Raw genomic sequence first — 21,023 nt, 5'->3', positions numbered from 1 at the left:
GCACTGAGATGAGATAACCGTGTCTGACGAAAAAAACAGTGGCTTACTGTACGGCCTTGATCAGCGAATTCCGCCTGTGCAGGCTTTTTTTAGCGCATCGCAGCATGTACTGGCAGGTCTGGTCGGGATTATCACGCCGCCTTTGCTAATTGGCACCGCGCTTGGTCTGGAAGCCTGGCTTCCGTATTTAATTAGTATGTCGCTCCTTGCTTCGGGCATCGGCACCTTTCTGCAGTCAAATCGCGTGTGGGGCGTGGGCGCGGGCATGATATGCATGCAGGGCACCAGCTTTGCTTTTCTCAGCGTCGCCATTTCAGGTGGCCTGTGGGTCAAAGCCCAGGGCGGCAGCCCTGAGGACATTATGGCGATGCTGTTTGGCGTCAACGCCGTGGCCGCGCTGGTTCCGGTTATCGTCAGCCGCTTTATTGATACCTTAAAACGGGTCTTTACGCCGGTCGTGACGGGAAGCGTGATTGCGTTAATCGGTATCAGCCTGATTAAGGTCAGCGTGATTAACTGGTGCGGCGGTCAGAATGCACAGGATTTTGCCAGCCTTAGCAACCTCGCCCTGGGGGCGTTGACGCTTGGCGTGATCGTGCTGCTGAGCTGTTCGGGGAACCGCTGGCTGCGTCTGTCATCCATCGTGGTCGGCATTCTCACCGGCTGCATCGCGGCGGCACTGAGCGGCAAATTTCAGGTGCATGGTTTGGGGGACAGCCTGTTTCGCCTGCCCGCGCTGTTTCCGTTTGGCTTTCACTTCAACAGCAGCCTTTTTGTGCCTGTAGTGCTGGTTTCACTGGTCTGCATCATTGAGGCGGTAGGCGATCTTACCGCAAACCACCTGATCTCCGGTAAGTCGATTACGGATAAAGCGTTCAGTGCGCGCCTGAAAGGCGGCATTCTGGCTGACGGACTGAGTTGTATGATTGCCGCCATGCTGAGTGCCTTTCCAAATACCACCTTTGCGCAAAACAACGGCGTCATACAGATGACCGGTGTGGCAAGCCGTTTTGTTGGCCGCTATATCGGTGTGATGCTGATTTTACTGGCTCTGTTTCCGCCGTTTAGCGAAGCGTTGCGTCAGATTCCCACGCCCGTCCTGGGTGGCGCGACCATGGTGATGTTTGGCTGCGTGGTAACGGCCGGCATTCGTATTCTCAGCCAGACCGCGCTGACGCGCAGAGAGATGCTGATTGTCGGCCTGGCCTTCAGCTTCGGCTTAGGGATTGAGTCCGTGCCTGCTGCCCTTTCCCATCTGCCGCCCCTGTTTGCGAACCTGTTTGGTTCAGCCGCCACCAGCGGCGGGATTGTTGCCATCGTGCTGAATATTCTGATTCCCGGCGGGCAGGAGCCGGTGCCACAGGACGCCACGAAAGAGGAATCTGCGCCCTCAGTGTAAGGCGGCGGCATCGCTGTTGACAGCATATCGCAGTGACAGTCGCCATTGTCCGCCGCGGCATCAGGACGCTTAACACCCTTTCGCGTCCTGTTTCCCGTCACCGTCTCGCCTCGCTTACCCTTTTCCTCAACGAATCCGCTTCTGATTTTTCCTTCAACTACACTTCAATCAGTTATTTATGCGTAGAGAGAACGAATGAACGGGTTGCAGCAGGAAAGAATTGGACAAAATATCTTAATCAAACTGGCGATGTTAGTGATTATCCTTGCCGGGATAAGAGCCGCTTCCGATATTCTGGTGCCGTTACTCCTGGCGGCGTTTTTTGCCATTGTGTTGAATCCCTTAGTCACGATACTGATGCGGCGCGGGATGGCGATTACGCTGTTGATCACGGTCATTTTTGTTGTGATTTTGCTGCTGGGGGCCGTACTGGCCAGCTCCATGAGTGAGTTTTACGATCTCTATCCTCAACTGCGCACCATCATGGAAAAGAAAATGCTGGTCGTTCAGCATCTGGCGGCCAGCATTCATCTGAATGTCTCTACCGATGCGCTGGTTCAGCGCTTCGATCCCAACACATTGATGAATCTGGCCAGCGTGGCGCTGAGTGGTTTTTCCGGCGCAATGACCAATACTGTCCTGTTGATCCTTACCGTCGTCTTTATGCTGTTTGAAGTGCACCACCTGCCTTACAAAATGCGCAACTCGTTTGTGAACCCCAAAATTCGTATTGCGGGTTTACACAAAGCGCTTAAAGGCGTGACGCATTACCTGGCATTAAAAACGCTGATCAGCCTGATTACCGGTATCTCGGTCTGGCTGACGCTGTACCTGCTGGATGTGAAATTTGCATTACTGTGGGGCGTGGTAGCCTTTATCCTGAATTTTATTCCCAATATCGGGCCGATTATCGCCGGTATTCCCCCTTTCCTGCAGGCACTGTTGCTGAACAGTGTGTTTGACGCGGCGATGGTGGCGGCGCTGTTTACCGCCATTCATATGGTGTTTGGCAATATGTTAGAGCCGCGCATCATGGGGCGCGGACTGGGATTGTCGACACTGGTGGTCTTTCTGTCCTTGATCTTCTGGGGCTGGCTGTTGGGTCCGGTCGGTATGCTGCTCTCCGTACCGCTGACCAGCATTACAAAAATTTTGATGGAAACCACGCCAGGCGGAAGCCGGCTGGCAATCATGCTGGGCACCGGACGTCCTAAACCTGCCCGGCTGCTAACCAAGTAAACGCTGCTGCACATGCTGCAGATGCGCTCTCATCGCAGCCTGTGCAGCCTGCTCATCTCCCCCGACAATGGCCTCTGCAATGCACTGATGGTCGGCGTTCATTTCGTCAGCAAAGGTATTGTCGGCATAATGGCGTTCCAGCCGACGAAAATGCGCGCTGTCGCGTTTGTTCCACAGGTTTTCCATCATCTCCCGCAGCAGATCGTTACCGCTCATCTCGCTAATCAAAAGATGAAAGGCTTTATCCTGTTCTATAAACGCCGCATCGTTTTCATTAAATTGCTGGAGACTGATGCTCATCGCCATGAGCCGCTCACGTTGCGCCTCACTGCCGTTACGCGCCGCCATTCCTGCCAGCAGACTTTCATAGGCTTCGCGCGCCTGTAAAAGATCCTGCAGGCTGAAATGTTCGGTGTCTTTGACCGCTGAGGGCTGAGGCAGGGTTTGGGCGACAAATACGCCCGTTCCGGTCTGGATAGTGACGTAGCCCGTCATCTCAAGCGCAATCAGCGCTTCACGCACGGACGAGCGACTGACACCCAACTGCTTTGCCAGCTCTCGCTCCGGTGGCAACGCACCGCCGGGTACGAAATCCCCACGCTGAATGCCCGCGATAATGGCATTGGCGATCTGTCGATAAAGTCGTTCAGTTTTCAGTACCGGTAGCACCATCACCTTCTCCTGTTATGGCCGTCTTTGCAGAATCCAGCCGGACGTATTTACTATGCTGCGATCCGGATCACGGCCTTAATTTACGCGCTAATTTACTCTTGGTCCAGCGGCCTGACCACTGGGCCACCCGTTCATCAAGGAGTAATAATGGAACATACATGGCGCTGGTACGGCCCCAACGATCCTGTTTCACTGGACGATGCTCGCCAGGCAGGTGCAACCGGTATTGTTACGGCACTTCATCACATCCCAAACGGCGACGTGTGGCCCGTAGCCGAAATCAAAGCGCGTCAGGCGCTACTGGCGGAAAAAGGACTCACCTGGTCTGTTGTTGAAAGCATTCCCGTTCACGAATCCATTAAAACGCAACGGGGCGATTATTCGCGCTATATCGCCAACTATCAGCAGTCGATTCGTAATCTGGCCGCCTGCGGGATCGATACCGTGTGCTACAACTTTATGCCGGTGCTTGACTGGACGCGTACCGATCTGGCCTGGACCTTGCCGGATGGGGCGAAAGCGTTGCGGTTTGACGCCGATGCGTTTGCTGCGTTTGAACTGTACCTGTTAAAACGTCCCGGTGCGGAAAAAGAATACAGCCCCGCCGAGCAGCAGGCCGCTGCTGCCTGTTTTGCCGCGATGAACGAAGAAGAGAAAGCCACGCTGGTGCGCAACATCATTGCGGGTTTACCCGGTGCGGAAGAAGGCTACACGCTTGAACAGTTCCAGGCCCAGCTGGCCCAATATGATGGCATTGATAAAGCCAGACTGCGCGAGCATATGGCCACCTTCCTGCGGGCTATTGTGCCAGTGGCAGAAGAGGTGGGCATCAAACTGGCGGTACATCCCGACGATCCGCCGCGTCCTATTCTTGGCCTGCCGCGCATTGTCTCCACCCAGGAGGATATGCAGTGGCTGAAAGAGACTGTCGACAGCCTGCATAACGGATTCTGCTTCTGTACAGGTTCGTACGGCGTTCGCGACGATAACCCACTGGTTACGATGGCCGAAACCTTTGCCGATCGTATTAACTTCGTGCATTTACGCGCCACAAAACGCGAAGCAAACCCCAACAGCTTCCACGAAGCCGCTCATCTGGCGGGAGACGTTGATATGGTTGGCGTCATCAAAGTCATTCTGGCTGAGGAGCAGCGCCGTCGCCGTGCAGGCAATCTACGCGCTATTCCTATGCGTCCCGATCACGGTCATCAGATGCTGGACGATTTGCACAAGCGCACCAATCCGGGCTATTCAGCAATCGGCAGGCTCAAGGGGCTGGCCGAGCTGCGTGGCGTAGAAGTCGCGCTGAAGCAAATCTACTTCCAGGATTAGCCCACCACGGTGCCGCTGGAGGGGACATGCCAGACCAGAAGCCATCGTGTTCCGTTGACCCGGCGCATGTGGTCCGTGGCTGCGGCGTCAACGCCCTTTTGCTTTCCCCACCGCGCGGGGACATTCTTTTGCCCCGCGCACACGGCCTGCCTGCCGGCCACAGGGACACTTTGCAGAAAATGTGAGTATTCACTTTCATCAGTACACTCTGTCATATGCCGTCTTTCACCCAATCCGGGCATGAATTTTCTGTCAATAAATTATGGACGAGGCCGATAATGACGATTATCGGAGGCAAAGGATATCCGACCGTTCACCCGTGGTGTGAACTGGCGTGCTATGCTGAATAAACCCTTAGCACCGCTCAAAAACATGATTACAATTCAGAGGTTATACGGTGCCGCTGATTAAAGAAAAACCGGCCCATACCAGGCTACTTATCGTCTTTGCTGGCGTCCTGCCACTCCTTCTGGGACTGTTTTTTTGTGCTATTGATGCGCGTCAAACTGTGCGCGAGCAACAGATCAACACGGCAGCGACTTTACTGTCTCAGGCAGAAAAAATCAGCGACAACGCCTGGAGCATGATTGCCTGGCTTCGGCAGTACGAGGAGCAGCCCTGCGAGCAAATTGAGCATGCATTGCGGCTTAACGGCACGCTTTATCCCTACTTTCGTGGCCTGGGCACGCTGGAAAACGACGTGATCACCTGCTCTTCGGCTTACGGTAATAAACCCTCAACCCTGAAGGCGATGATTGGCGTAACGCCGCCGGTGGCGCGCAAAGACGGGTGGAGTTTGTCTCTGCGCGGCTCCTACAGCGTACCCGACCGGCCCGCCGTCATCTTTGTGCGTAACCTTACCGCAGGCAGAGCCGTCTGGGTAATGGTGGAAGGGCAATATCTCATCGATTTTATGAGTGCGTTAGGGAGCACGCACGATTATCAGATCACGATGCGCTTCAGTGACGGTGCGTCAATTGTGTCAGGTGAACATGATTTTACCGGGGATACCGGGCCTTCTCCTCAACTTTATCGCGCCACGTCATCGCGCTATCCCATCAGCGTAACGCTACTGGCACCGGGCACAGAACGCATAAAAGCACTGAAACAGTTGTTGCTCCTGATTATGCCTTTTGCTTCCGTGTTTTCCGTTTTGTTGATGATTCTCACGGCATCATGGCTACGCCGGCGATTTTCATGGGCAGATGACATTCGTCGCGCCATTCGTTCCGGGCAGTTCAGCGTGCACTATCAGCCCACCTACAGCTATGCGCTTAAACGCTGCACCGGCGCAGAAGCCCTTTTGCGCTGGACGCTGCCCAATGGTGACAGCGTACGTCCCGATACCTTCATCAGCGCGGCGGAAGCCGAGGGAATGATCATTCCCGTTACCCGCCATTTAATGGATTTAATCGTTGAAGACGCGCGGCAGTGGAAAACGAATCCCGGTTTTCATCTGGCAATTAACGTGGCCGCCGACCATCTTCAGCATCCAGACTTCGTCGATGAGATGCTGAGCTTCGCGGAAAAGATGGCAGTAACGGAATTCAACCTTACTCTGGAGCTGACCGAACGAAGCCTGATTAAGGAAGGTAACGTGGTGGCGGACAAACTGGAAAGATTGCGTGCGGCGGGGATGAAAGTCGCGATTGATGACTTCGGAACCGGCCATTGCTCGCTCAGTTATCTGCAAACTTTCGCGCTGGACTATCTCAAAATCGATCGGGGCTTTATTAATGCCATTGAATCACTGGATGGCGAAACGCCTGTGCTGGACGCCATTATCAGCCTGAGCCACAAGCTTAAGCTACAGGTATTAGGTGAAGGTGTTGAAACTGCACTGCAATTCCACTACCTGCAACAGCACGGCGTGACCTTCGTGCAAGGCTATTTTTATGCCCGCCCTATGGAAAACAGCGCCTTCATTGCATGGATGGAAAAATATGGTCATTTGCCAGTGCCTCCTGAAGCGCTCTAGAGCACATCAGGTCACCATCGGATGACAACAGCACGAAATGATTTTGTAGGGATTTAGCGCCGTTTACGTGCCGCGCGCAATGCGACGGCTACCGTTTCTTCCTGCTGGCAGACAGACAGGCCTTCACAGGGCCGACGGGTACGCTGGCTTAGCCGCTGGCGTTGGCACCGACTGCTGGAGTAACTGCTGGCATTCTTCATATGCCGAGCACTGCTTTCCCGTTGTCGTCGACGTGATAAGCGTTTCGCTCAGCTTCGTCAGTCGGTTTATCCAGCGTTTCCCCCGACAGCGAAACCAACCCGGCGCAGAGTCCATCTGTGTCCTCTCGCCGCGCTGCCGATCAGCGGACAACAGAGTGGCAGGATAGATTAATTTTTTTTCCACACTATCGATGAGCGCCACCCAGGGATTTTGGCTCATGGCGATATCCTCCTTGACAATTTCTATCCAAATCAAGGGGGATGAGTATTACTGAAGGGAATTGATTAGGCAAGCCTCAACGGTCAACACGAAAAATCATAAGTAATTTTAACCTGTAATGCGTCAGAGCGCGTTTTCATTTGCGATCGGCACGTATAGTTACCATGCAAACGCGTTCGCCTGCTTCTTTTTTTAGCCAGTAAGACTGGTGTAAACACAAGGCAGAGTTGGTCACTTTCAGGCCAAACATGACAAATATCACACAAAAACGTTATACTCTGCGGTCGATGAAATGAATCACGGCAGTTTTCGTTGTATTTATACGTCGACAGATAATGCTGTTTTACGGCTATGCTTAAATTTCCTCAACGCAGCGGTCTGAACGCTGTTGTCGGTTCGCGCCGTTGAGGACTTTCATGTTCCATTACAGGGTAATTCTATGAAATTGCGTAGGAAGCGTGTAAAACCGATTGGGATCGATGATGTGACCATCATTGATGATGCCCGTTTACGAAAAGCCATTACCGCCGCGTCGTTGGGTAACGCCATGGAGTGGTTTGATTTTGGTGTTTATGGCTTTGTGGCTTATGCCTTAGGTAAAGTCTTTTTTCCGGATGCCTCACCGGGCATTCAAATGATTGCCGCCCTGGCAACGTTCTCTGTTCCTTTTCTGATTCGTCCTCTGGGTGGCCTGTTCTTCGGCATGCTGGGTGATAAATATGGCCGTCAGAAAATACTGTCCATTACCATTGTCATTATGTCGGTCAGTACGTTCTGTATTGGTCTGATTCCCTCTTACGCCTCCATCGGCATCTGGGCACCGATTTTGCTGCTGTTGGCCAAAATGGCGCAGGGCTTTTCCGTGGGCGGGGAATATACCGGCGCATCGATTTTCGTGGCGGAGTATTCACCGGACCGCAAACGTGGCTTTATGGGAAGCTGGCTCGACTTCGGTTCTATTGCCGGTTTTGTACTGGGTGCGGGCGTTGTCGTCCTGATCTCGACCATTATTGGCGAAGAGAACTTCCTTGAGTGGGGCTGGCGTCTTCCTTTCTTCCTGGCCTTGCCGTTGGGCATTATTGGTTTATATCTGCGTCATGCGCTGGAAGAAACGCCAGCATTCCAGCAGCACGTTGATAAGCTGGAACAGGGGGATCGCGAAGGCCTGCGTGATGGTCCGAAAGTCTCTTTCAAAGAGATCGCCACCAAACACTGGCGCAGCCTGTTAGCCTGTATCGGCCTGGTCATTGCGACCAACGTGACCTACTACATGCTGCTCACCTACATGCCAAGTTATCTGTCACACAACCTGCATTACTCAGAAGATCATGGCGTGCTGATCATCATCGCCATCATGATGGGGATGCTGTTTGTGCAGCCGGTAATGGGCATGCTGAGCGACCGTTTTGGCCGCCGTCCGTTTGTGATTCTGGGCAGTATTGCGTTGATGGTTTTTGCTATTCCCGCCTTTATGATGATCAACAGCGGCGTGCTGGGAATGATTTTTGCCGGACTGCTACTACTGGCGGTAATCCTGAATGCCTTTACGGGTGTGATGGCATCGTCTCTGCCTGCAATGTTCCCTACGCATATTCGTTATAGCGCCTTAGCCAGCGCCTTCAATATTTCGGTATTGATTGCCGGTCTGACGCCAACGGCCGCGGCCTGGCTGGTCGAAGCGACCAACAACCTCTACATGCCCGCGTACTATCTGATGGTCGTGGCGGTGGTCGGTCTGATTACCGGTCTTTACATGAAAGAGACCGCGAATAAGCCGCTGAAAGGGGCGACGCCTGCCGCATCAGATTTAGAAGAGGCGCGCGAAATCCTTCAGGAACACCACGATAACATCGAACAGAAAATCGAAGATATCGACGCAGAAATTGCCCGTCTCGAAGCGAAACGTAAAAATCTGGTGCAGCAGCACCCGGACATTAACGAGTAAGCTCTCCCGTCTCCCGCCTTGTGGCGGGAGACGTTTTATTCTCTCAGCGCACCGCACACAAACCTTCATCGCCTGCTCTTAATCGGAGTAGACTGTCCGTCTTATTTGAATTAGCTACGTGAGTAACTATGTCTGATTTTTCCCTTACCCAACGTCCCAGAAGATTGCGCGCCAGCGCATCCATGCGTGCAATGTTTCAGGAGTCCACCCTCAGTATCAACGACCTGGCTTTACCCATTTTTGTTGAGGAAGGCGTTGATGACTATAAAGACATTCAGGCTATGCCAGGCGTAAGGCGTATCCCGGAAAAACGTCTGGCCCACGAGATTGAACGTATCGCCAGGGCAGGCATCCGCTCCGTGATGACCTTTGGGATTTCTCATCATACCGACGCGACCGGCAGCGATGCCTGGAATGAAAACGGCCTGGTCGCACGGATGTCGCGCATTTGCAAAGATACCGTGCCTGAAATGATTGTGATGTCGGATACCTGCTTCTGTGAATACACCAGCCACGGCCACTGCGGCGTGCTGTGCGATCACGGCGTGGATAACGACGCAACCCTTATCAACCTGGGTAAGCAGGCCGTTGTCGCGGCAGCGGCAGGCGCTGACTTTATCGCGCCCTCGGCCGCGATGGATGGTCAGGTGCAGGCTATCCGCCAGGCACTGGATGCTGCGGGCTTTACGCAAACGGCGATTATGTCTTATTCCACCAAATTTGCGTCATCCTTCTACGGCCCGTTCCGTGAAGCCGCCGGAACCGCGCTGAAAGGCGATCGCAAAACGTATCAGATGAACCCCATGAATCGCCGCGAGGCCATTCGCGAATCACTGATTGATGCCGCCGAAGGTGCCGATTCGCTGATGGTGAAACCGGCTGGCGCCTATCTGGACATCCTGCGCGACATTCGTGAACGCACTGAGCTTCCCCTGGCGGCTTATCAGGTCAGCGGTGAATATGCGATGATTAAATTTGCCGCGCAGGCCGGCGCGATTGATGAACGTAACGTGGTGCTTGAGAGCCTGGGGGCCATTAAACGTGCGGGTGCCGATCTGATCTTCAGTTATTTTGCGCTCGACCTGGCGGAGCAAAATCTGCTGTAGGCAGTCGTTCTCTGCGATGCGACAACGTGTCGCAGAGAGGTCTGTTTTAACTTTGCTCAGGGTGACATTTTACTTGCGGCATGGTAACGTGATGTAATATTACCACAAAGTCACCCCTCCCACCTTTGCAACAAATAATATACATATCACGCATAAATATAATTGCTCATCATGTTATTTCACATCCCTGGAAATAACCATGCACTTCCTTGAGAATCTTTACGTAACGCCTATTTTGAGAAACATATGTTAATTTAAAATCATCTTCATTATTTAAGGGGGTGTTATGAATGAGAACAAATACAATGAGAGCGTAATTATTTCTGTTACTGAATGGATTAATGAAAATCTCGATCAGCGATTAAGCATTGATGATATTGCGGAAAAGGCGGGCTATTCAAAATGGTATCTGCAGAAGTTATTTTCCCGCTATAACGATGAAACGCTTGCACGCTATATTCGCAAGAAGAAATTAATATCCTGTATTAACGATCTCAAAAACAGCCGTACACCTATTATCAACCTGGCCGTTAAATACCATTTTGAAAGCCAACAATCTTTTACGCGCTCGTTTAAACAGATGATGGGCTGTACGCCCAGCGTTTGCCGCAAAAGACAAATGAAAGGGGGAACGGACAGCGCCACGTCCACCGGTGCGCATCCCTGTAGTCTCTGCATACGGACGCCGAAAAAGGCAAAAAAGCCGGTTTACAGCGGAATAAATGACACCCGGAGCAGCGACGATTTAGTCCGCTTTTTTTAAATACAGGCGTTACTCGTCCGGCTTATAATATTGCACGCCAATCTGAATTCGCTCTCGCCCGTTGGCAACACGATGACGATTGGTATCGCGTAATGAGTAAATACATCCGCAGTACTCTTGCTGATAAAAGCTTTCGCGCTTACTGATTTCGATCATACGCGCCGAGCCGCCGCCTTTGCGCCAGTTAAATTCCCAGTAGGTCAAATCGGGATATTTTGCCGCCGCACGGACACCGCAGTCATTAATCTGCTGCATGTTCTTCCATCGGGAAATCCCCAGACAACTGGTGATAACAGGAAAACCATTTTCATGCGCATAGAGCGCCGTACGCTCAAAACGCATATCGAAGCACATGGTGCATCGCTCACCACGCTCAGGCTCCCATTCCATGCCTTTGGCCCGTTTAAACCAGTCATCACGATCGTAATCTGCATCGACAAAAGGCACATTAAACTTTTCAGCAAAGCGGATATTCTCCTCTTTACGCAGTTCGTACTCTTTAAGCGGATGAATATTCGGGTTATAGAAATAGATCGTGTATTCAATGCCGGAGGCCAGCATGGCTTCCATGACTTCCCCTGAACAGGGCGCACAGCAGGAGTGCAGAAGCACTTTTTTGTGTCCACCGGGCAACGGTAGCGGTTGACGCTGATAGGGCTGAGACATAAGCACCTTCAATCAATGAAATAAAAAAGGCAGTGTAATGCCGGGACTGGTCTGTTGCAAAACTTCAGTGTATCGGATCGCCCCTGCCTGTAGTGAAGGCCTGAGGGCGAATTCCTTTACGCCATTACCATTGCAGCGTTTTTCCCGCGTAGTCCACATAGTGGTGACCACCGCGCCCCTGAAACATCGTCAACTGCGTGAAGATCCCTTCCGCGCTTTTTTCAGCCGTAAGGGGGGCCTTATCGCCGCCCATATCCGTTTTCACCCAGCCGGGATGCAGCGTTAACAGCGTGCCATTCTGCGCTTCTACCCCTCTGGCAAGGGAACGGGTCAACATATTGAGCGCCGCTTTACTGGCCGAATACAGAGGAGCGTCCGCGCTGCGGTTCTCATTCAGGCTGGCAAGCTGCGAAGACGTTAACGCAATCACGCCCTTTTGCTGATTCAGCAACGGCAGCAAAATCTCAGCGCAACGTACCGGCGCGACGGCATTGGTCAGGAACAGCTGCATCAGTTCGCTGTCATCCGTCTCGGCCAACTTTTGATGCGCTGGCCCGTAAACGCCTGCATTAATCAAAATGGCGTCATAAGGCTCTCCACTCAGCTGGACCGCAACGTGTTTAACCGCGTCGGTATCCGTTATATCCACTTGATGCCAGTCAACCTCAGGGTGCTCGCCTTGTGGCGGAATAGCACTACGGTAAGTGGCCGTCACCTGCCAGTGATGGGCTACAAACGTGTTAACCACGGCGAGTCCGATGCCGCGCGACGCGCCGATAACTAAGATTTTCCCCTGATGAGCCATAGGATTGTCCTCGTTGATGAAGTCAGTAAGCAGAGTAGAGGCGGGTTAGCGCACGCACTGCATTATACAGGCTGTTTTGTGCGGATACCGCCGCTCCGACCCTGCTGTGTGTCCTGATACGCCCTGCCTGGGTTATTCAATCTGCTGATCAGGCGGCGAAGATTTGTTGCCATCCCGGCTCTTTTCCACACTCTGCGGATGATCTTCCCCCATTGCCAGGGCTGTCGCGCTGGCGGGATCGAACAATGAGAAGCTCTCGATCTGGTCCAGCATGATCACTTTGCGAAACGCCATGGCATTTTTGGGTTCTGAATCCAGCGTGATGCCGTGCTCGGCGTACCAGCTACTGTAATTATGTTCGACCGCCAGCTTTAATGTATGGCTGTCGCGATAACCGCTCAGCATCGGAATGAGCACGATATTGGCGGTGCTTTCATATTCAAAAGTTGCCGCATGCACCATGCCTATGTAGATGCGTCGCGATTTTAGCGTGATCCATGCCAGCTCCCCCTCCTCCATGCACTGGAAAAGCATCTGCTCGACGCCGTTAGAACGGGAGAGTTTTTGATAGAGGTCTTTTCGGCCAGAGACATTAAGCCGTGCGCTGCCCGCCCAGTTCGAGCGATAAAGGCAAAACAGAATGGCGAAGGTCAGCATAATGACTACCGGTGCCTGAATACCTAAAAAGCTCCAGTTCATAAACTTCATTTGCAGCTGAAGATGATCGCCGGGGAAAATATAAAGCGCGTTAGAAACGGAGGAAATAATAAATAAGACAAACCAAATAAATGCGGTGGCAAAAACCCCCTGAAGCACGAATATACAACCGTATAACGCCACCAGAAAATAGACATCCCAGCCTGAGGTACGGCGCATTTTGAAACGGCTGGAAAGATCCCGACTGGTGTACCAGTAACCACTTACCATCAATACCATAAAAATCGCGGTACCCACCTCAGACTCCTTTTAAGCTATTGACGTGCCGGTTGAAATCCTCCTTTACTTCCTCACTGAGGATATTGACCGCGGCGTTACCGTTTTCATCGATAATAATGCGCTCACCATCGGCAATGGAGTCGTTTATGTCCTGGCGGCTCATTATCTGGAGGAATTTATCCGGGCTGGCGAACAAGGAACGAACAAAGCTGATCATGACAGGTCACTTACTGAGTTAAAAAACACAAGTATGTGACCGAATTGGCTTTGCTGCCATTTTATTGCCGGTAAACATTCTTAAAAGCCTGATTAACGAAGCGGTAAATGTTGCTGATTTTTTCGCGTTCTGCTCTCCCCCTTTATAAAAGATGGCGAAACGAATTCATTCATCCCTGACGATGATGCCCTTCTTAACGCAATCCGGTCTGCCCGATGCACGCCATAAAACGACAGTGCACAAACCGCTTTTGTCGCCTGATGGCAGCTCATCGCGGCGGTCGACAGCGCCGTGCATCGTACGCACCTTGTTGCCGGCCCCGACGTAAAGGATCGGCCACTCGCTCGTACGCGGAAAGAGGAACATCGTTTCTTCAGTCTGGATCACATTACCGGGTTATTTTGTTGCACTAGTGTGATGCAAGTTTCAATTACGTTGCACCTCGATTGCGCTTAATTTATCGGCAGGCTATCAACTCCACCATTCCGTTGCACATAATCACCTGACGTGGCTGTTTTTTAACAGGCCAGGGCAAACTGGCATGCATTGTGCTTGTTACTTAAATAACAACATTGCGAGAAATGACAGCCAGGTAACATTGAGGACGACATGAGCGCTCACACCGAACTGCTGAAAAAAATCGAGGCTGCCATTAGTCAGCAAACGCCCAGCGAAAAACGGATAAGTTCGTGGCTGCTCAGCCATTCCGAACAAATCCCCTTTGAAACGGCGGACAGCATTGCCCAGGCGACCGGCACCAGCGGAATTACTGTCGGGCGTTATTTGCGCAAGCTGGGATTTAAAAATCTTGATGATGTGAAAAACCTGCTGCGCGATGTGCCCAATACGCCGTACAAGCAATGGGGCGTGATTGACCGCCTTGATTCATGGGAGCAGCAACGCACGCTGCCGGATCCGGCCAGCCAGTCACTACAAATGGAGTTAGAGGCTATCCGCTATGTCTACCAGCTGGCGCAGACGGAGACCTTTCGCCATATCAGCCAGCAAATAGCCGAGGCCGAAACCGTCATCGTGTTGGGGATTCAGTCCACCCGGGGCATCGCGAATACCTTCTTCAGTCATCTGGAATATCTGCGACCGCGCGTGACCTATGCCGATGGCAGCTCGGGCAGTTGGCTGGAGTCGCTGAACTCCGAGTCGTCAAAGCCTTACGTCATTCTTACGGATACGCGAGCCTATTCCACCGTAGCAAGACAGTTTTGTCGGGTCGCCACCGCACGTGGCGTGTCGATGGCGCTGGTTACCGATATCTGGTGTCCATGGGCCCGAGATTATCCGGTGGATTTACTTCAGGTAAAAACGGACACCGCCAATTTTTGGGATTCGCTGGCCCCCATCAGTTGCCTTTTCAACCTTCTGCTGTCTGCAGTCGTCGAACGCCTTGGCCCCGCGCTTTCTCAGCGCCTGGCACAAAACCGATTGTTGCAGCAGGAATTTGGTCAGTTTGAACATTGATAAAACAGGGATTACAGAATGATGCAGGAAACAGAGCTGGTCGATATCGCAGTGGCCTTTCCGGCGCTGACTATCGATCTGAAATATGCCACCGCCGATAACATTACGGGCCAGCCCATCTACAGCGTAGCCCGCTGCCTGCTGCATCCCGATGCCGCCGTCGCGCTGGAGAAAAGTATTGCTATTGCCAGCGTGGCGGGTTTTACGCTGCTGGTGCTGGACGCCTATCGCCCACAAAAAGCGCAGGAGCTGCTTTGGCACGCCTGTCCTGATCAGAATTACGTCGTGCCTTTATCGCAAGGCTCGAATCACAGCCGTGGCACCGCGATTGATGTCACGCTAATCGATGCTGACGGGCACATTCTGGATATGGGAACCGGGTTTGATGAAATGCAGGCGCTGTCGCACCCCTACCATCCCGACGTGCCGCTGGCTGCTCAGCGCAACAGGCTACTGCTTAATGCCGTGATGTTTGGCGGTGGCTTTACTGGCATTGCGACCGAATGGTGGCATTTCGAGTTACCGGAAGCGGCCCGTTATCCGCTGATTAACGATGTTTTCACCTGCATATCCCCAGCCCAGACTGACGGAGTTTTACCATGACAATGACGCACACAGCACCCCATTATTTTCGCCCTTTGTTACTTGCTATTACCCTCGCGGCCACGACGACATCCGTGCTGGCTGCGGTACCGAAAGACATGCTGGTGATAGGAAAAGCGGCCGATCCGCAGACGCTGGATCCGGCGGTGACGATTGATAACAATGACTGGACCGTTACGTATCCTGCCTACCAGCGCCTGATCAAATACAAAACAGAAGACGGTAAAGGCACCACGGAGATCGAGGGCGATCTGGCTCAAAGCTGGCAGAGTAGTGACGATGGCAAGGTCTGGACGTTTACGCTACGTCCGGATGCCGCGTTTGCCGATGGCTCACCCGTGAATGCTGAGGCGGTTAAGCTCTCTTTTGAGCGTCTGATGCGTATCAAACAAGGCCCGTCGGAAGCCTTTCCAGCCGACATGAAAGTCGAGGTAGTCGATCCGCATACCGTGCGTTTCACGCTGAACACCCCGTTCGCACCGTTTCTTTATACGCTCGCGAATGACGGCGCGTCCATTATTAACCCTGCCGTGCTGAAAGCGAACGCCGCCGATGATGCGCGCGGCTATCTGGCCGAGCATACCGCAGGATCCGGTGCCTATATGCTGCAACGCTGGCAGAAAGGTCAGCAGCTGGTGCTGGTGCCTAACCCGCACTTTACGGGGCCTAAACCGGCCTTTAAGCGCGTTTCCGTGAAAATTATCAGCGAAAGCTCTGCCCGTCGTTTGCAGCTGGCAAAAGGCGATGTCGATATTGCCGATGCGTTACCGGTAGACCAGTTCGCCGCGCTGAAGAAGCAAGGTGACGTCACCGTCATGGATTATCCCGCCCTGCGTGTGACCTACCTCTATCTGAACAACAGCAAAGCACCGCTAAATCAGCCTGATTTACGCAGAGCGATCTCCTGGGCGACCGACTACCAGGGCATGGTACAGGGCATTCTGGGCGGCAACGGTAAACAGATGCGCGGTCCGATTCCGGAAGGCATGTGGGGCTATGATCCTCAGGCCATGCAGTACAGCTTTAACATGGATAAAGCCAGGGCTGAACTGGCTAAACTGCCCAGCAAACCGCAGACCTTGTCCTTTCTCTATTCGGACAACGATCCAAACTGGGAGCCGATTGCCCTTTCCATGCAGGCCAATCTGAAGACGCTGGGCATCAACGTTAAGCTGGAAAAACTGGCCAACGCCACCATGCGCGAGCGTATCGGTAAAGCGGACTATGACATTGCCATTGGCAACTGGAGCCCGGATTTTGCCGATCCCTACATGTTCATGAACTACTGGTTTGAATCAGACAAAAAAGGTCTGCCCGGCAACCGCTCTTTTTATTCCAACCCGGCGGTCGATGCGCTGCTGAAGAAAGCGGTTTCCACGACCAGTCAGGCTGAACGGACCCGCGATTACCAGCAGGCCGAGCAGATCGTGATTAACGATGCGGCTTACGTGTATTTATTCCAGAAAAATTATCAGGTTGCGATGAATAAGTCGGTTAAAGGCTACGTGTTTAATCCGATGCTGGAGCAAATCTTTAACCTCGCCACCATGCATAAAGAATAACAACCTTCACGCCCGTTCACGCAGGGCCTGCCTGGCCCTGCTGAGGAAGACATGATGAGTTACTGGAGTCTGTTAAGACAGCGTAGCTGGGGACTGCTGTTGGTGGTCGCTGGCGTCTGCGTCATTACGTTTATTATTTCGCATCTTATTCCCGGGGATCCGGCCAGGCTGCTGGCCGGCGATCGTGCCAGTGATGAAATTGTCCAACACATCCGCCAGCAGTTAGGGCTGAACTTACCGCTGTGGCAACAATTTATCCGTTATGTACAGCAACTTTTGCATGGCGATCTGGGCACCTCGATCCGCACAGGCCGCCCGGTGTTAGACGATTTGCGGGCATTCTTTCCCGCCACGCTGGAGCTGGCCTTTTGTGCGCTGTTGATCGCGCTGCTGGTCGGCGTGCCGCTGGGCGTGCTTTCTGCCGTTTATCGCAACCGCTGGCTTGATCATCTGGTGCGTCTGCTGGCGCTGACCGGTATTTCGACCCCGGCGTTCTGGCTGGGACTGGGTGCCATCGTCCTGTTTTATGGCAAGTTGAACCTGCTGCCCGGCGGCGGACGCCTGGATGACTGGCTTGATCCACCCACACGCATCACCGGTTTCTACTTGGTTGATGCCTTGCTGGAGGGCAATACTGAGGTCTTTATGAACGCCCTGCAGCATCTGATTTTGCCTGCCACCACGCTGGCCTTTGTCCATCTGGGCATCGTGGCGCGTCAGATTCGCTCGGCCATGCTGGAACAGTTAAGCGAAGACTATATTCGCACCGCGCTGGCGAGCGGACTGCCTAAGTTTACTATCGTCGTGCGCTATGCCCTGCCCAACGCCCTGATCCCCTCTGTGACCGTGCTGGGGCTGGCCCTGGGTGACCTGCTGTATGGTGCCGTCCTGACCGAAACCGTGTTTGCCTGGCCCGGTATGGGCGCGTACGTGGTGTCCTCGATTCAGGCACTCGATTTTCCCGCCGTGATGGGTTTTGCCATCGTCGTGTCCTTTGCGTACGTGCTGGTCAACCTGTTTGTGGATCTTCTTTATCTGTGGATTGACCCGCGCATGGGTCGGGGAGCGTAACGCATGATGATGACGCAAGAACAGCCTGCTGTACGTCAGGCGAAACCCACGCTTCTCGTCTGGAAGCGTCGGCTCTGGATGGTGCGTAAAAGTCCACTGACCCTGCTGGGGGCCGCCATTATTGTCCTGATGCTGGGATTGATGGTGTTCTCGCCCTGGCTGGTGCCCCACGATCCGAATGCCATCAGTTTGACCGACCGTCTTCAGCCGCCCAGTGCTGCGCACTGGTTTGGCACCGATGAAGTGGGCCGGGATCTGTTTAGTCGCGTGTTGGTCGGCAGCCAGCAGTCTGTCGCGGCGGGACTGGCCGTGGTGCTGCTGGCGGGCATCAGCGGTTCATTACTGGGCTGTCTGTCCGGTGTTCTGGGCGGTCGCAGTGATGCGCTCATTATGCGCCTGATGGACATCATGCTGTCTATCCCTTCGCTGGTGCTGACCATGGCGCTGGCCGCGGCGCTGGGACCGAGCCTGTTTAACGCCATGCTCGCCATCGCCATTGTGCGTATCCCTTTTTACGTCCGGCTGGCACGCGGTCAGACGTTGATTGTCAGACAGCATACCTTTGTCGAAGCCGCCAAAACCTTTGGTGCCTCGCGCTGGCATCTGATTAGCTGGCATATCCTGCGTAATGCACTGCCGCCGCTGGTGGTACAGGCCTCGCTGGATATCGGCAGCGCCATTCTGATGGCCGCGACGCTGGGCTTCATTGGCTTAGGCGCGCAGCAACCGACCGCTGAATGGGGTGCGATGGTAGCGAACGGGCGCAACTACGTGCTGGACCAGTGGTGGTACTGCACCTTCCCCGGCGCGGCGATCTTAATCACCGCCGTTGGATTCAATTTGTTTGGCGATGGGATTCAGGATCTGCTGGATCCGAAAGCAGGAGGACGTCACTGATGCAAGAGAGAATCCTGACGATTGAGGATTTACGCCTCAGTTTCCCGGTCTATCAGGGCGAGGTGAATGTGCTGAACAATGTGTCCATGCACATTAACCGTGGTGAAATTGTCGGCGTAGTCGGGGAATCCGGTTCGGGGAAATCGGTCACCGCCATGCTGGCGATGCGGCTGATTCCCGAACACAGCTATCAGATCAAAAGCGGCAAACTGGAACTGGCGGGACAGAATGTCCTGACCGCCAGTGAGGCCGCGATGCGTAAAATGCGCGGCAATCGCGTTGCCATGATCTTTCAGGAACCCATGACCGCCCTGAATCCCACTCGCCGCATCGGCAAGCAGATGGTGGATGTCATTCGACAACATCGTCCCGTGTCAGCCCGTGAGGCCAACGCACGGGCGCTTGCGCTGTTGGGCGATATGCAAATCGCGGACGCAAAGAACGTGATGGCGCGCTATCCCTTCGAGCTTTCCGGCGGCATGCGTCAGCGCGTCATGATCGCCCTGGCCTTTTCCTGTGAACCCGATCTGCTGATTGCCGATGAACCCACGACCGCGCTGGATGTCACCGTACAGCGTCAGGTACTGCGCCTGTTAAAACAAAAAGCGGAGGCAACGGGCACGGCGGTGCTGTTTATCAGCCACGATATGGCGGTGGTTTCGCAGTTGTGCGACCGGATTTACGTCATGTACGCCGGCGCAGTCATTGAAAGCGGCCTGACGGAAACCGTCCTGCATTCACCGAGCCATCCCTATTCCATTGGCCTGCTTGCCTGCTCGCCCGATGCCAGCGAACCGCGCGCCCCGTTGGCGTCCATTTCCGGCACCGTCCCCAACCTGACCTGCCTGCCCTCGGGCTGTGCGTTTCGCGAGCGCTGCTTCGCGGCAGGCGAACGCTGCACCCGCGCACCACGTTTACAGGCGACGGGCAACGCTGCCCAGCAGGTGGCCTGCTGGTATCCACAACAGGAGACGCGCCATGTCTGATGCTCTGCTCACGCTACAAAACGTACACGTTGCCTTTCCTGCGAAGAAGAACTGGCGTGGCAAAGTGACGGAACGGGTTCATGCACTGAATGGCCTGGATATCCAGGTCAGACAGGGCGAAACGCTGGGCATTGTCGGTGAATCCGGTTGCGGCAAAAGCACCCTGGCGAAACTGTTGATGGGCATGCTGAGTCCGACAACGGGTCAGCTTGACCTGGCCACCGCCGCTGGCGGAGGCCAGGAACGTCGCATGCAAATGGTCTTTCAGGATCCGCTCTCGTCACTGGATCCCCGCCTGCCGGTCTGGCGTATCATGACCGAACCGGTCTGGATTCAGTCACGCGCGTCAGAAAAAACGCGACGCGCCCTGGCTGACTCCCTGGCCCGTCAGGTGGGGATTCGCCCGGAATACCTGGACCGTCCACCGCATGCGTTTTCCGGCGGTCAGCGTCAACGCATTGCCATCGCCCGGGCACTGTCCTCCCAACCCGACATCATTGTGCTGGATGAACCTACCTCGGCACTGGATATTTCTGTCCAGGCGCAGATTCTGAACCTGCTGGTGGAACTGCAACAGCAGTACAATCTGACGTATATCCTGATCTCTCACAACGTCTCTGTCGTCCGTCACATGAGCGATCGCGTTGCGGTCATGTATCTGGGCCAGATTGTCGAACTGGGCGCGGCTCAGCACGTTCTCGATTCACCTCAGCATCCCTATACGCAATTGCTGATGGACTCTGTGCCACGTATTGGCGCGCCGCTGGAGGGGGCTCCCGTCAACACCGAACTACCGGGTAACCGCCACCTGCCAACCGGCTGTTTCTTTCGCGATCGCTGTCCGCAGGCAACAAGTGGCTGTGCCACGCCTCAGCCTTTGCGCGTTCAGGATGACGGGCGGGCGGTCAGGTGCTGGCTGGCCCATAACCTTATGCATGCCTGATTCACAA

The 21,023-nt window shown here is 53.9% G+C and carries 20 protein-coding genes; 14 read left to right on the top strand and 6 right to left on the bottom strand.

Annotation, left to right across the window (positions count from 1 at the left end):
- Window positions 1–19: 19 nt before the first annotated feature.
- Both GC087_RS01550 and GC087_RS01545 read left to right on the top strand, forming a co-directional pair.
- Window positions 20–1,399, top strand: coding sequence for a nucleobase:cation symporter-2 family protein (locus GC087_RS01550; protein WP_283788584.1), 1,380 nt, complete (start codon window positions 20–22; stop codon window positions 1,397–1,399).
- Window positions 1,400–1,594: 195 nt separating this feature from the next.
- Window positions 1,595–2,638, top strand: a complete 1,044-nt coding sequence (locus tag GC087_RS01545) for an AI-2E family transporter (protein WP_324029490.1) — start codon at window positions 1,595–1,597, stop codon at window positions 2,636–2,638.
- Here GC087_RS01545 and GC087_RS01540 read toward each other — a convergent pair.
- On the bottom strand, window positions 2,627–3,310 hold the full coding sequence (locus tag GC087_RS01540; protein WP_039342744.1) for a FadR/GntR family transcriptional regulator: 684 nt from the start codon (window positions 3,308–3,310) through the stop codon (window positions 2,627–2,629). The genes GC087_RS01545 and GC087_RS01540 overlap by 12 nt on opposite strands.
- Before the next feature lie 147 nt (window positions 3,311–3,457).
- On the opposite strand from GC087_RS01540, the gene uxuA reads away from it, so the two are divergent.
- Window positions 3,458–4,642, top strand: coding sequence for a mannonate dehydratase (uxuA, locus tag GC087_RS01535; RefSeq protein ID WP_039342747.1), 1,185 nt, complete (start codon window positions 3,458–3,460; stop codon window positions 4,640–4,642).
- 397 nt (window positions 4,643–5,039) lie between these two features.
- Window positions 5,040–6,620 (top strand): EAL domain-containing protein, encoded by a 1,581-nt coding sequence (locus tag GC087_RS01530; protein ID WP_054632928.1) that lies wholly within the window; start codon window positions 5,040–5,042, stop codon window positions 6,618–6,620.
- A 123-nt stretch (window positions 6,621–6,743) separates the two neighbouring features.
- Here GC087_RS01530 and GC087_RS01525 read toward each other — a convergent pair whose 3' ends face one another.
- Window positions 6,744–7,040: a hypothetical protein gene (locus GC087_RS01525; protein WP_324029489.1), complete on the bottom strand. Its 297-nt coding sequence runs from the start codon at window positions 7,038–7,040 to the stop codon at window positions 6,744–6,746.
- A 439-nt stretch (window positions 7,041–7,479) separates the two neighbouring features.
- Between GC087_RS01525 and proP the strand changes: the two genes are divergently transcribed.
- From proP to GC087_RS01510, 3 genes are all read left to right on the top strand, one after another.
- Window positions 7,480–8,985: a glycine betaine/L-proline transporter ProP gene (proP, locus tag GC087_RS01520; RefSeq protein WP_006121078.1), complete on the top strand. Its 1,506-nt coding sequence runs from the start codon at window positions 7,480–7,482 to the stop codon at window positions 8,983–8,985.
- Between the two features lie 128 nt (window positions 8,986–9,113).
- The gene (hemB, locus tag GC087_RS01515; protein ID WP_006121079.1) at window positions 9,114–10,091 is read left to right on the top strand and encodes a porphobilinogen synthase; all 978 of its coding nucleotides are present in this window, start codon (window positions 9,114–9,116) and stop codon (window positions 10,089–10,091) included.
- A 286-nt stretch (window positions 10,092–10,377) separates the two neighbouring features.
- The gene (locus GC087_RS01510; RefSeq protein WP_054632927.1) at window positions 10,378–10,854 is read left to right on the top strand and encodes a helix-turn-helix domain-containing protein; all 477 of its coding nucleotides are present in this window, start codon (window positions 10,378–10,380) and stop codon (window positions 10,852–10,854) included.
- A 9-nt stretch (window positions 10,855–10,863) separates the two neighbouring features.
- Here the strand turns inward: GC087_RS01510 and GC087_RS01505 are convergent, their stop codons facing one another.
- The 4 genes from GC087_RS01505 to GC087_RS01490 all read right to left on the bottom strand — a co-directional run bounded on the left by GC087_RS01505 (window position 10,864) and on the right by GC087_RS01490 (window position 13,478).
- On the bottom strand, window positions 10,864–11,520 hold the full coding sequence (locus GC087_RS01505; RefSeq protein WP_006121081.1) for an epoxyqueuosine reductase QueH: 657 nt from the start codon (window positions 11,518–11,520) through the stop codon (window positions 10,864–10,866).
- Between the two features lie 124 nt (window positions 11,521–11,644).
- The gene (locus GC087_RS01500) at window positions 11,645–12,325 is read right to left on the bottom strand and encodes an SDR family oxidoreductase (protein WP_039342771.1); all 681 of its coding nucleotides are present in this window, start codon (window positions 12,323–12,325) and stop codon (window positions 11,645–11,647) included.
- Between the two features lie 132 nt (window positions 12,326–12,457).
- The gene (locus GC087_RS01495) at window positions 12,458–13,279 is read right to left on the bottom strand and encodes a hypothetical protein (protein ID WP_006121083.1); all 822 of its coding nucleotides are present in this window, start codon (window positions 13,277–13,279) and stop codon (window positions 12,458–12,460) included.
- Between the two features lies 1 nt (window position 13,280).
- Window positions 13,281–13,478, bottom strand: a complete 198-nt coding sequence (locus GC087_RS01490) for a hypothetical protein (RefSeq protein ID WP_033738245.1) — start codon at window positions 13,476–13,478, stop codon at window positions 13,281–13,283.
- Between the two features lie 609 nt (window positions 13,479–14,087).
- Between GC087_RS01490 and GC087_RS01485 the strand changes: the two genes are divergently transcribed.
- Genes GC087_RS01485 through GC087_RS01455 form a run of 7 tightly spaced genes read left to right on the top strand, consistent with a single transcriptional unit; the run spans window position 14,088 to window position 21,016 of the window.
- The gene (locus GC087_RS01485) at window positions 14,088–14,954 is read left to right on the top strand and encodes a MurR/RpiR family transcriptional regulator (protein ID WP_006121084.1); all 867 of its coding nucleotides are present in this window, start codon (window positions 14,088–14,090) and stop codon (window positions 14,952–14,954) included.
- 18 nt (window positions 14,955–14,972) lie between these two features.
- Window positions 14,973–15,557 (top strand): D-alanyl-D-alanine dipeptidase, encoded by a 585-nt coding sequence (ddpX, locus tag GC087_RS01480; protein ID WP_039342773.1) that lies wholly within the window; start codon window positions 14,973–14,975, stop codon window positions 15,555–15,557.
- The gene (locus GC087_RS01475; RefSeq protein ID WP_164482678.1) at window positions 15,554–17,119 is read left to right on the top strand and encodes an ABC transporter substrate-binding protein; all 1,566 of its coding nucleotides are present in this window, start codon (window positions 15,554–15,556) and stop codon (window positions 17,117–17,119) included. The genes ddpX and GC087_RS01475 overlap by 4 nt, the downstream gene beginning before the upstream one ends.
- A gap of 54 nt (window positions 17,120–17,173) precedes the next feature.
- On the top strand, window positions 17,174–18,190 hold the full coding sequence (locus GC087_RS01470; protein WP_164483230.1) for an ABC transporter permease: 1,017 nt from the start codon (window positions 17,174–17,176) through the stop codon (window positions 18,188–18,190).
- A 3-nt stretch (window positions 18,191–18,193) separates the two neighbouring features.
- Window positions 18,194–19,087 (top strand): D,D-dipeptide ABC transporter permease, encoded by an 894-nt coding sequence (gene ddpC, locus GC087_RS01465; protein WP_006121090.1) that lies wholly within the window; start codon window positions 18,194–18,196, stop codon window positions 19,085–19,087.
- Window positions 19,087–20,073, top strand: coding sequence for an ABC transporter ATP-binding protein (locus GC087_RS01460; protein ID WP_058701451.1), 987 nt, complete (start codon window positions 19,087–19,089; stop codon window positions 20,071–20,073). The genes ddpC and GC087_RS01460 overlap by 1 nt, the downstream gene beginning before the upstream one ends.
- Window positions 20,066–21,016, top strand: a complete 951-nt coding sequence (locus GC087_RS01455; protein WP_058701452.1) for an oligopeptide/dipeptide ABC transporter ATP-binding protein — start codon at window positions 20,066–20,068, stop codon at window positions 21,014–21,016. The genes GC087_RS01460 and GC087_RS01455 overlap by 8 nt, the downstream gene beginning before the upstream one ends.
- Window positions 21,017–21,023 lie beyond the last annotated feature (7 nt).

The organism is Pantoea sp. JZ2 (assembly GCF_035191405.1).
Lineage (GTDB): Bacteria > Pseudomonadota > Gammaproteobacteria > Enterobacterales > Enterobacteriaceae > Pantoea > Pantoea stewartii.
Note: the sequence above shows the minus strand (reverse complement) of the source record. Positions and strands in the feature narration are given on the sequence as shown.

What these genes read in the sequence shown, in the direction of transcription:
- ddpX (WP_039342773.1), top strand. Translation starts at nt 14,973, where the DNA reads ATGATGCAGGAAACAGAGCTGGTCGATATCGCAGTGGCCTTTCCGGCG.
- GC087_RS01460 (WP_058701451.1), top strand. Translation starts at nt 19,087, where the DNA reads ATGCAAGAGAGAATCCTGACGATTGAGGATTTACGCCTCAGTTTCCCG.
- proP (WP_006121078.1), top strand. Translation starts at nt 7,480, where the DNA reads ATGAAATTGCGTAGGAAGCGTGTAAAACCGATTGGGATCGATGATGTG.
- GC087_RS01490 (WP_033738245.1), bottom strand. Translation starts at nt 13,478, where the DNA reads ATGATCAGCTTTGTTCGTTCCTTGTTCGCCAGCCCGGATAAATTCCTC.
- GC087_RS01455 (WP_058701452.1), top strand. Translation starts at nt 20,066, where the DNA reads ATGTCTGATGCTCTGCTCACGCTACAAAACGTACACGTTGCCTTTCCT.
- GC087_RS01505 (WP_006121081.1), bottom strand. Translation starts at nt 11,520, where the DNA reads ATGTCTCAGCCCTATCAGCGTCAACCGCTACCGTTGCCCGGTGGACAC.
- GC087_RS01500 (WP_039342771.1), bottom strand. Translation starts at nt 12,325, where the DNA reads ATGGCTCATCAGGGGAAAATCTTAGTTATCGGCGCGTCGCGCGGCATC.
- GC087_RS01545 (WP_324029490.1), top strand. Translation starts at nt 1,595, where the DNA reads ATGAACGGGTTGCAGCAGGAAAGAATTGGACAAAATATCTTAATCAAA.
- ddpC (WP_006121090.1), top strand. Translation starts at nt 18,194, where the DNA reads ATGATGATGACGCAAGAACAGCCTGCTGTACGTCAGGCGAAACCCACG.
- hemB (WP_006121079.1), top strand. Translation starts at nt 9,114, where the DNA reads ATGTCTGATTTTTCCCTTACCCAACGTCCCAGAAGATTGCGCGCCAGC.
- GC087_RS01475 (WP_164482678.1), top strand. Translation starts at nt 15,554, where the DNA reads ATGACAATGACGCACACAGCACCCCATTATTTTCGCCCTTTGTTACTT.
- GC087_RS01510 (WP_054632927.1), top strand. Translation starts at nt 10,378, where the DNA reads ATGAATGAGAACAAATACAATGAGAGCGTAATTATTTCTGTTACTGAA.
- GC087_RS01525 (WP_324029489.1), bottom strand. Translation starts at nt 7,040, where the DNA reads ATGAGCCAAAATCCCTGGGTGGCGCTCATCGATAGTGTGGAAAAAAAA.
- GC087_RS01470 (WP_164483230.1), top strand. Translation starts at nt 17,174, where the DNA reads ATGAGTTACTGGAGTCTGTTAAGACAGCGTAGCTGGGGACTGCTGTTG.
- GC087_RS01485 (WP_006121084.1), top strand. Translation starts at nt 14,088, where the DNA reads ATGAGCGCTCACACCGAACTGCTGAAAAAAATCGAGGCTGCCATTAGT.
- uxuA (WP_039342747.1), top strand. Translation starts at nt 3,458, where the DNA reads ATGGAACATACATGGCGCTGGTACGGCCCCAACGATCCTGTTTCACTG.
- GC087_RS01540 (WP_039342744.1), bottom strand. Translation starts at nt 3,310, where the DNA reads ATGGTGCTACCGGTACTGAAAACTGAACGACTTTATCGACAGATCGCC.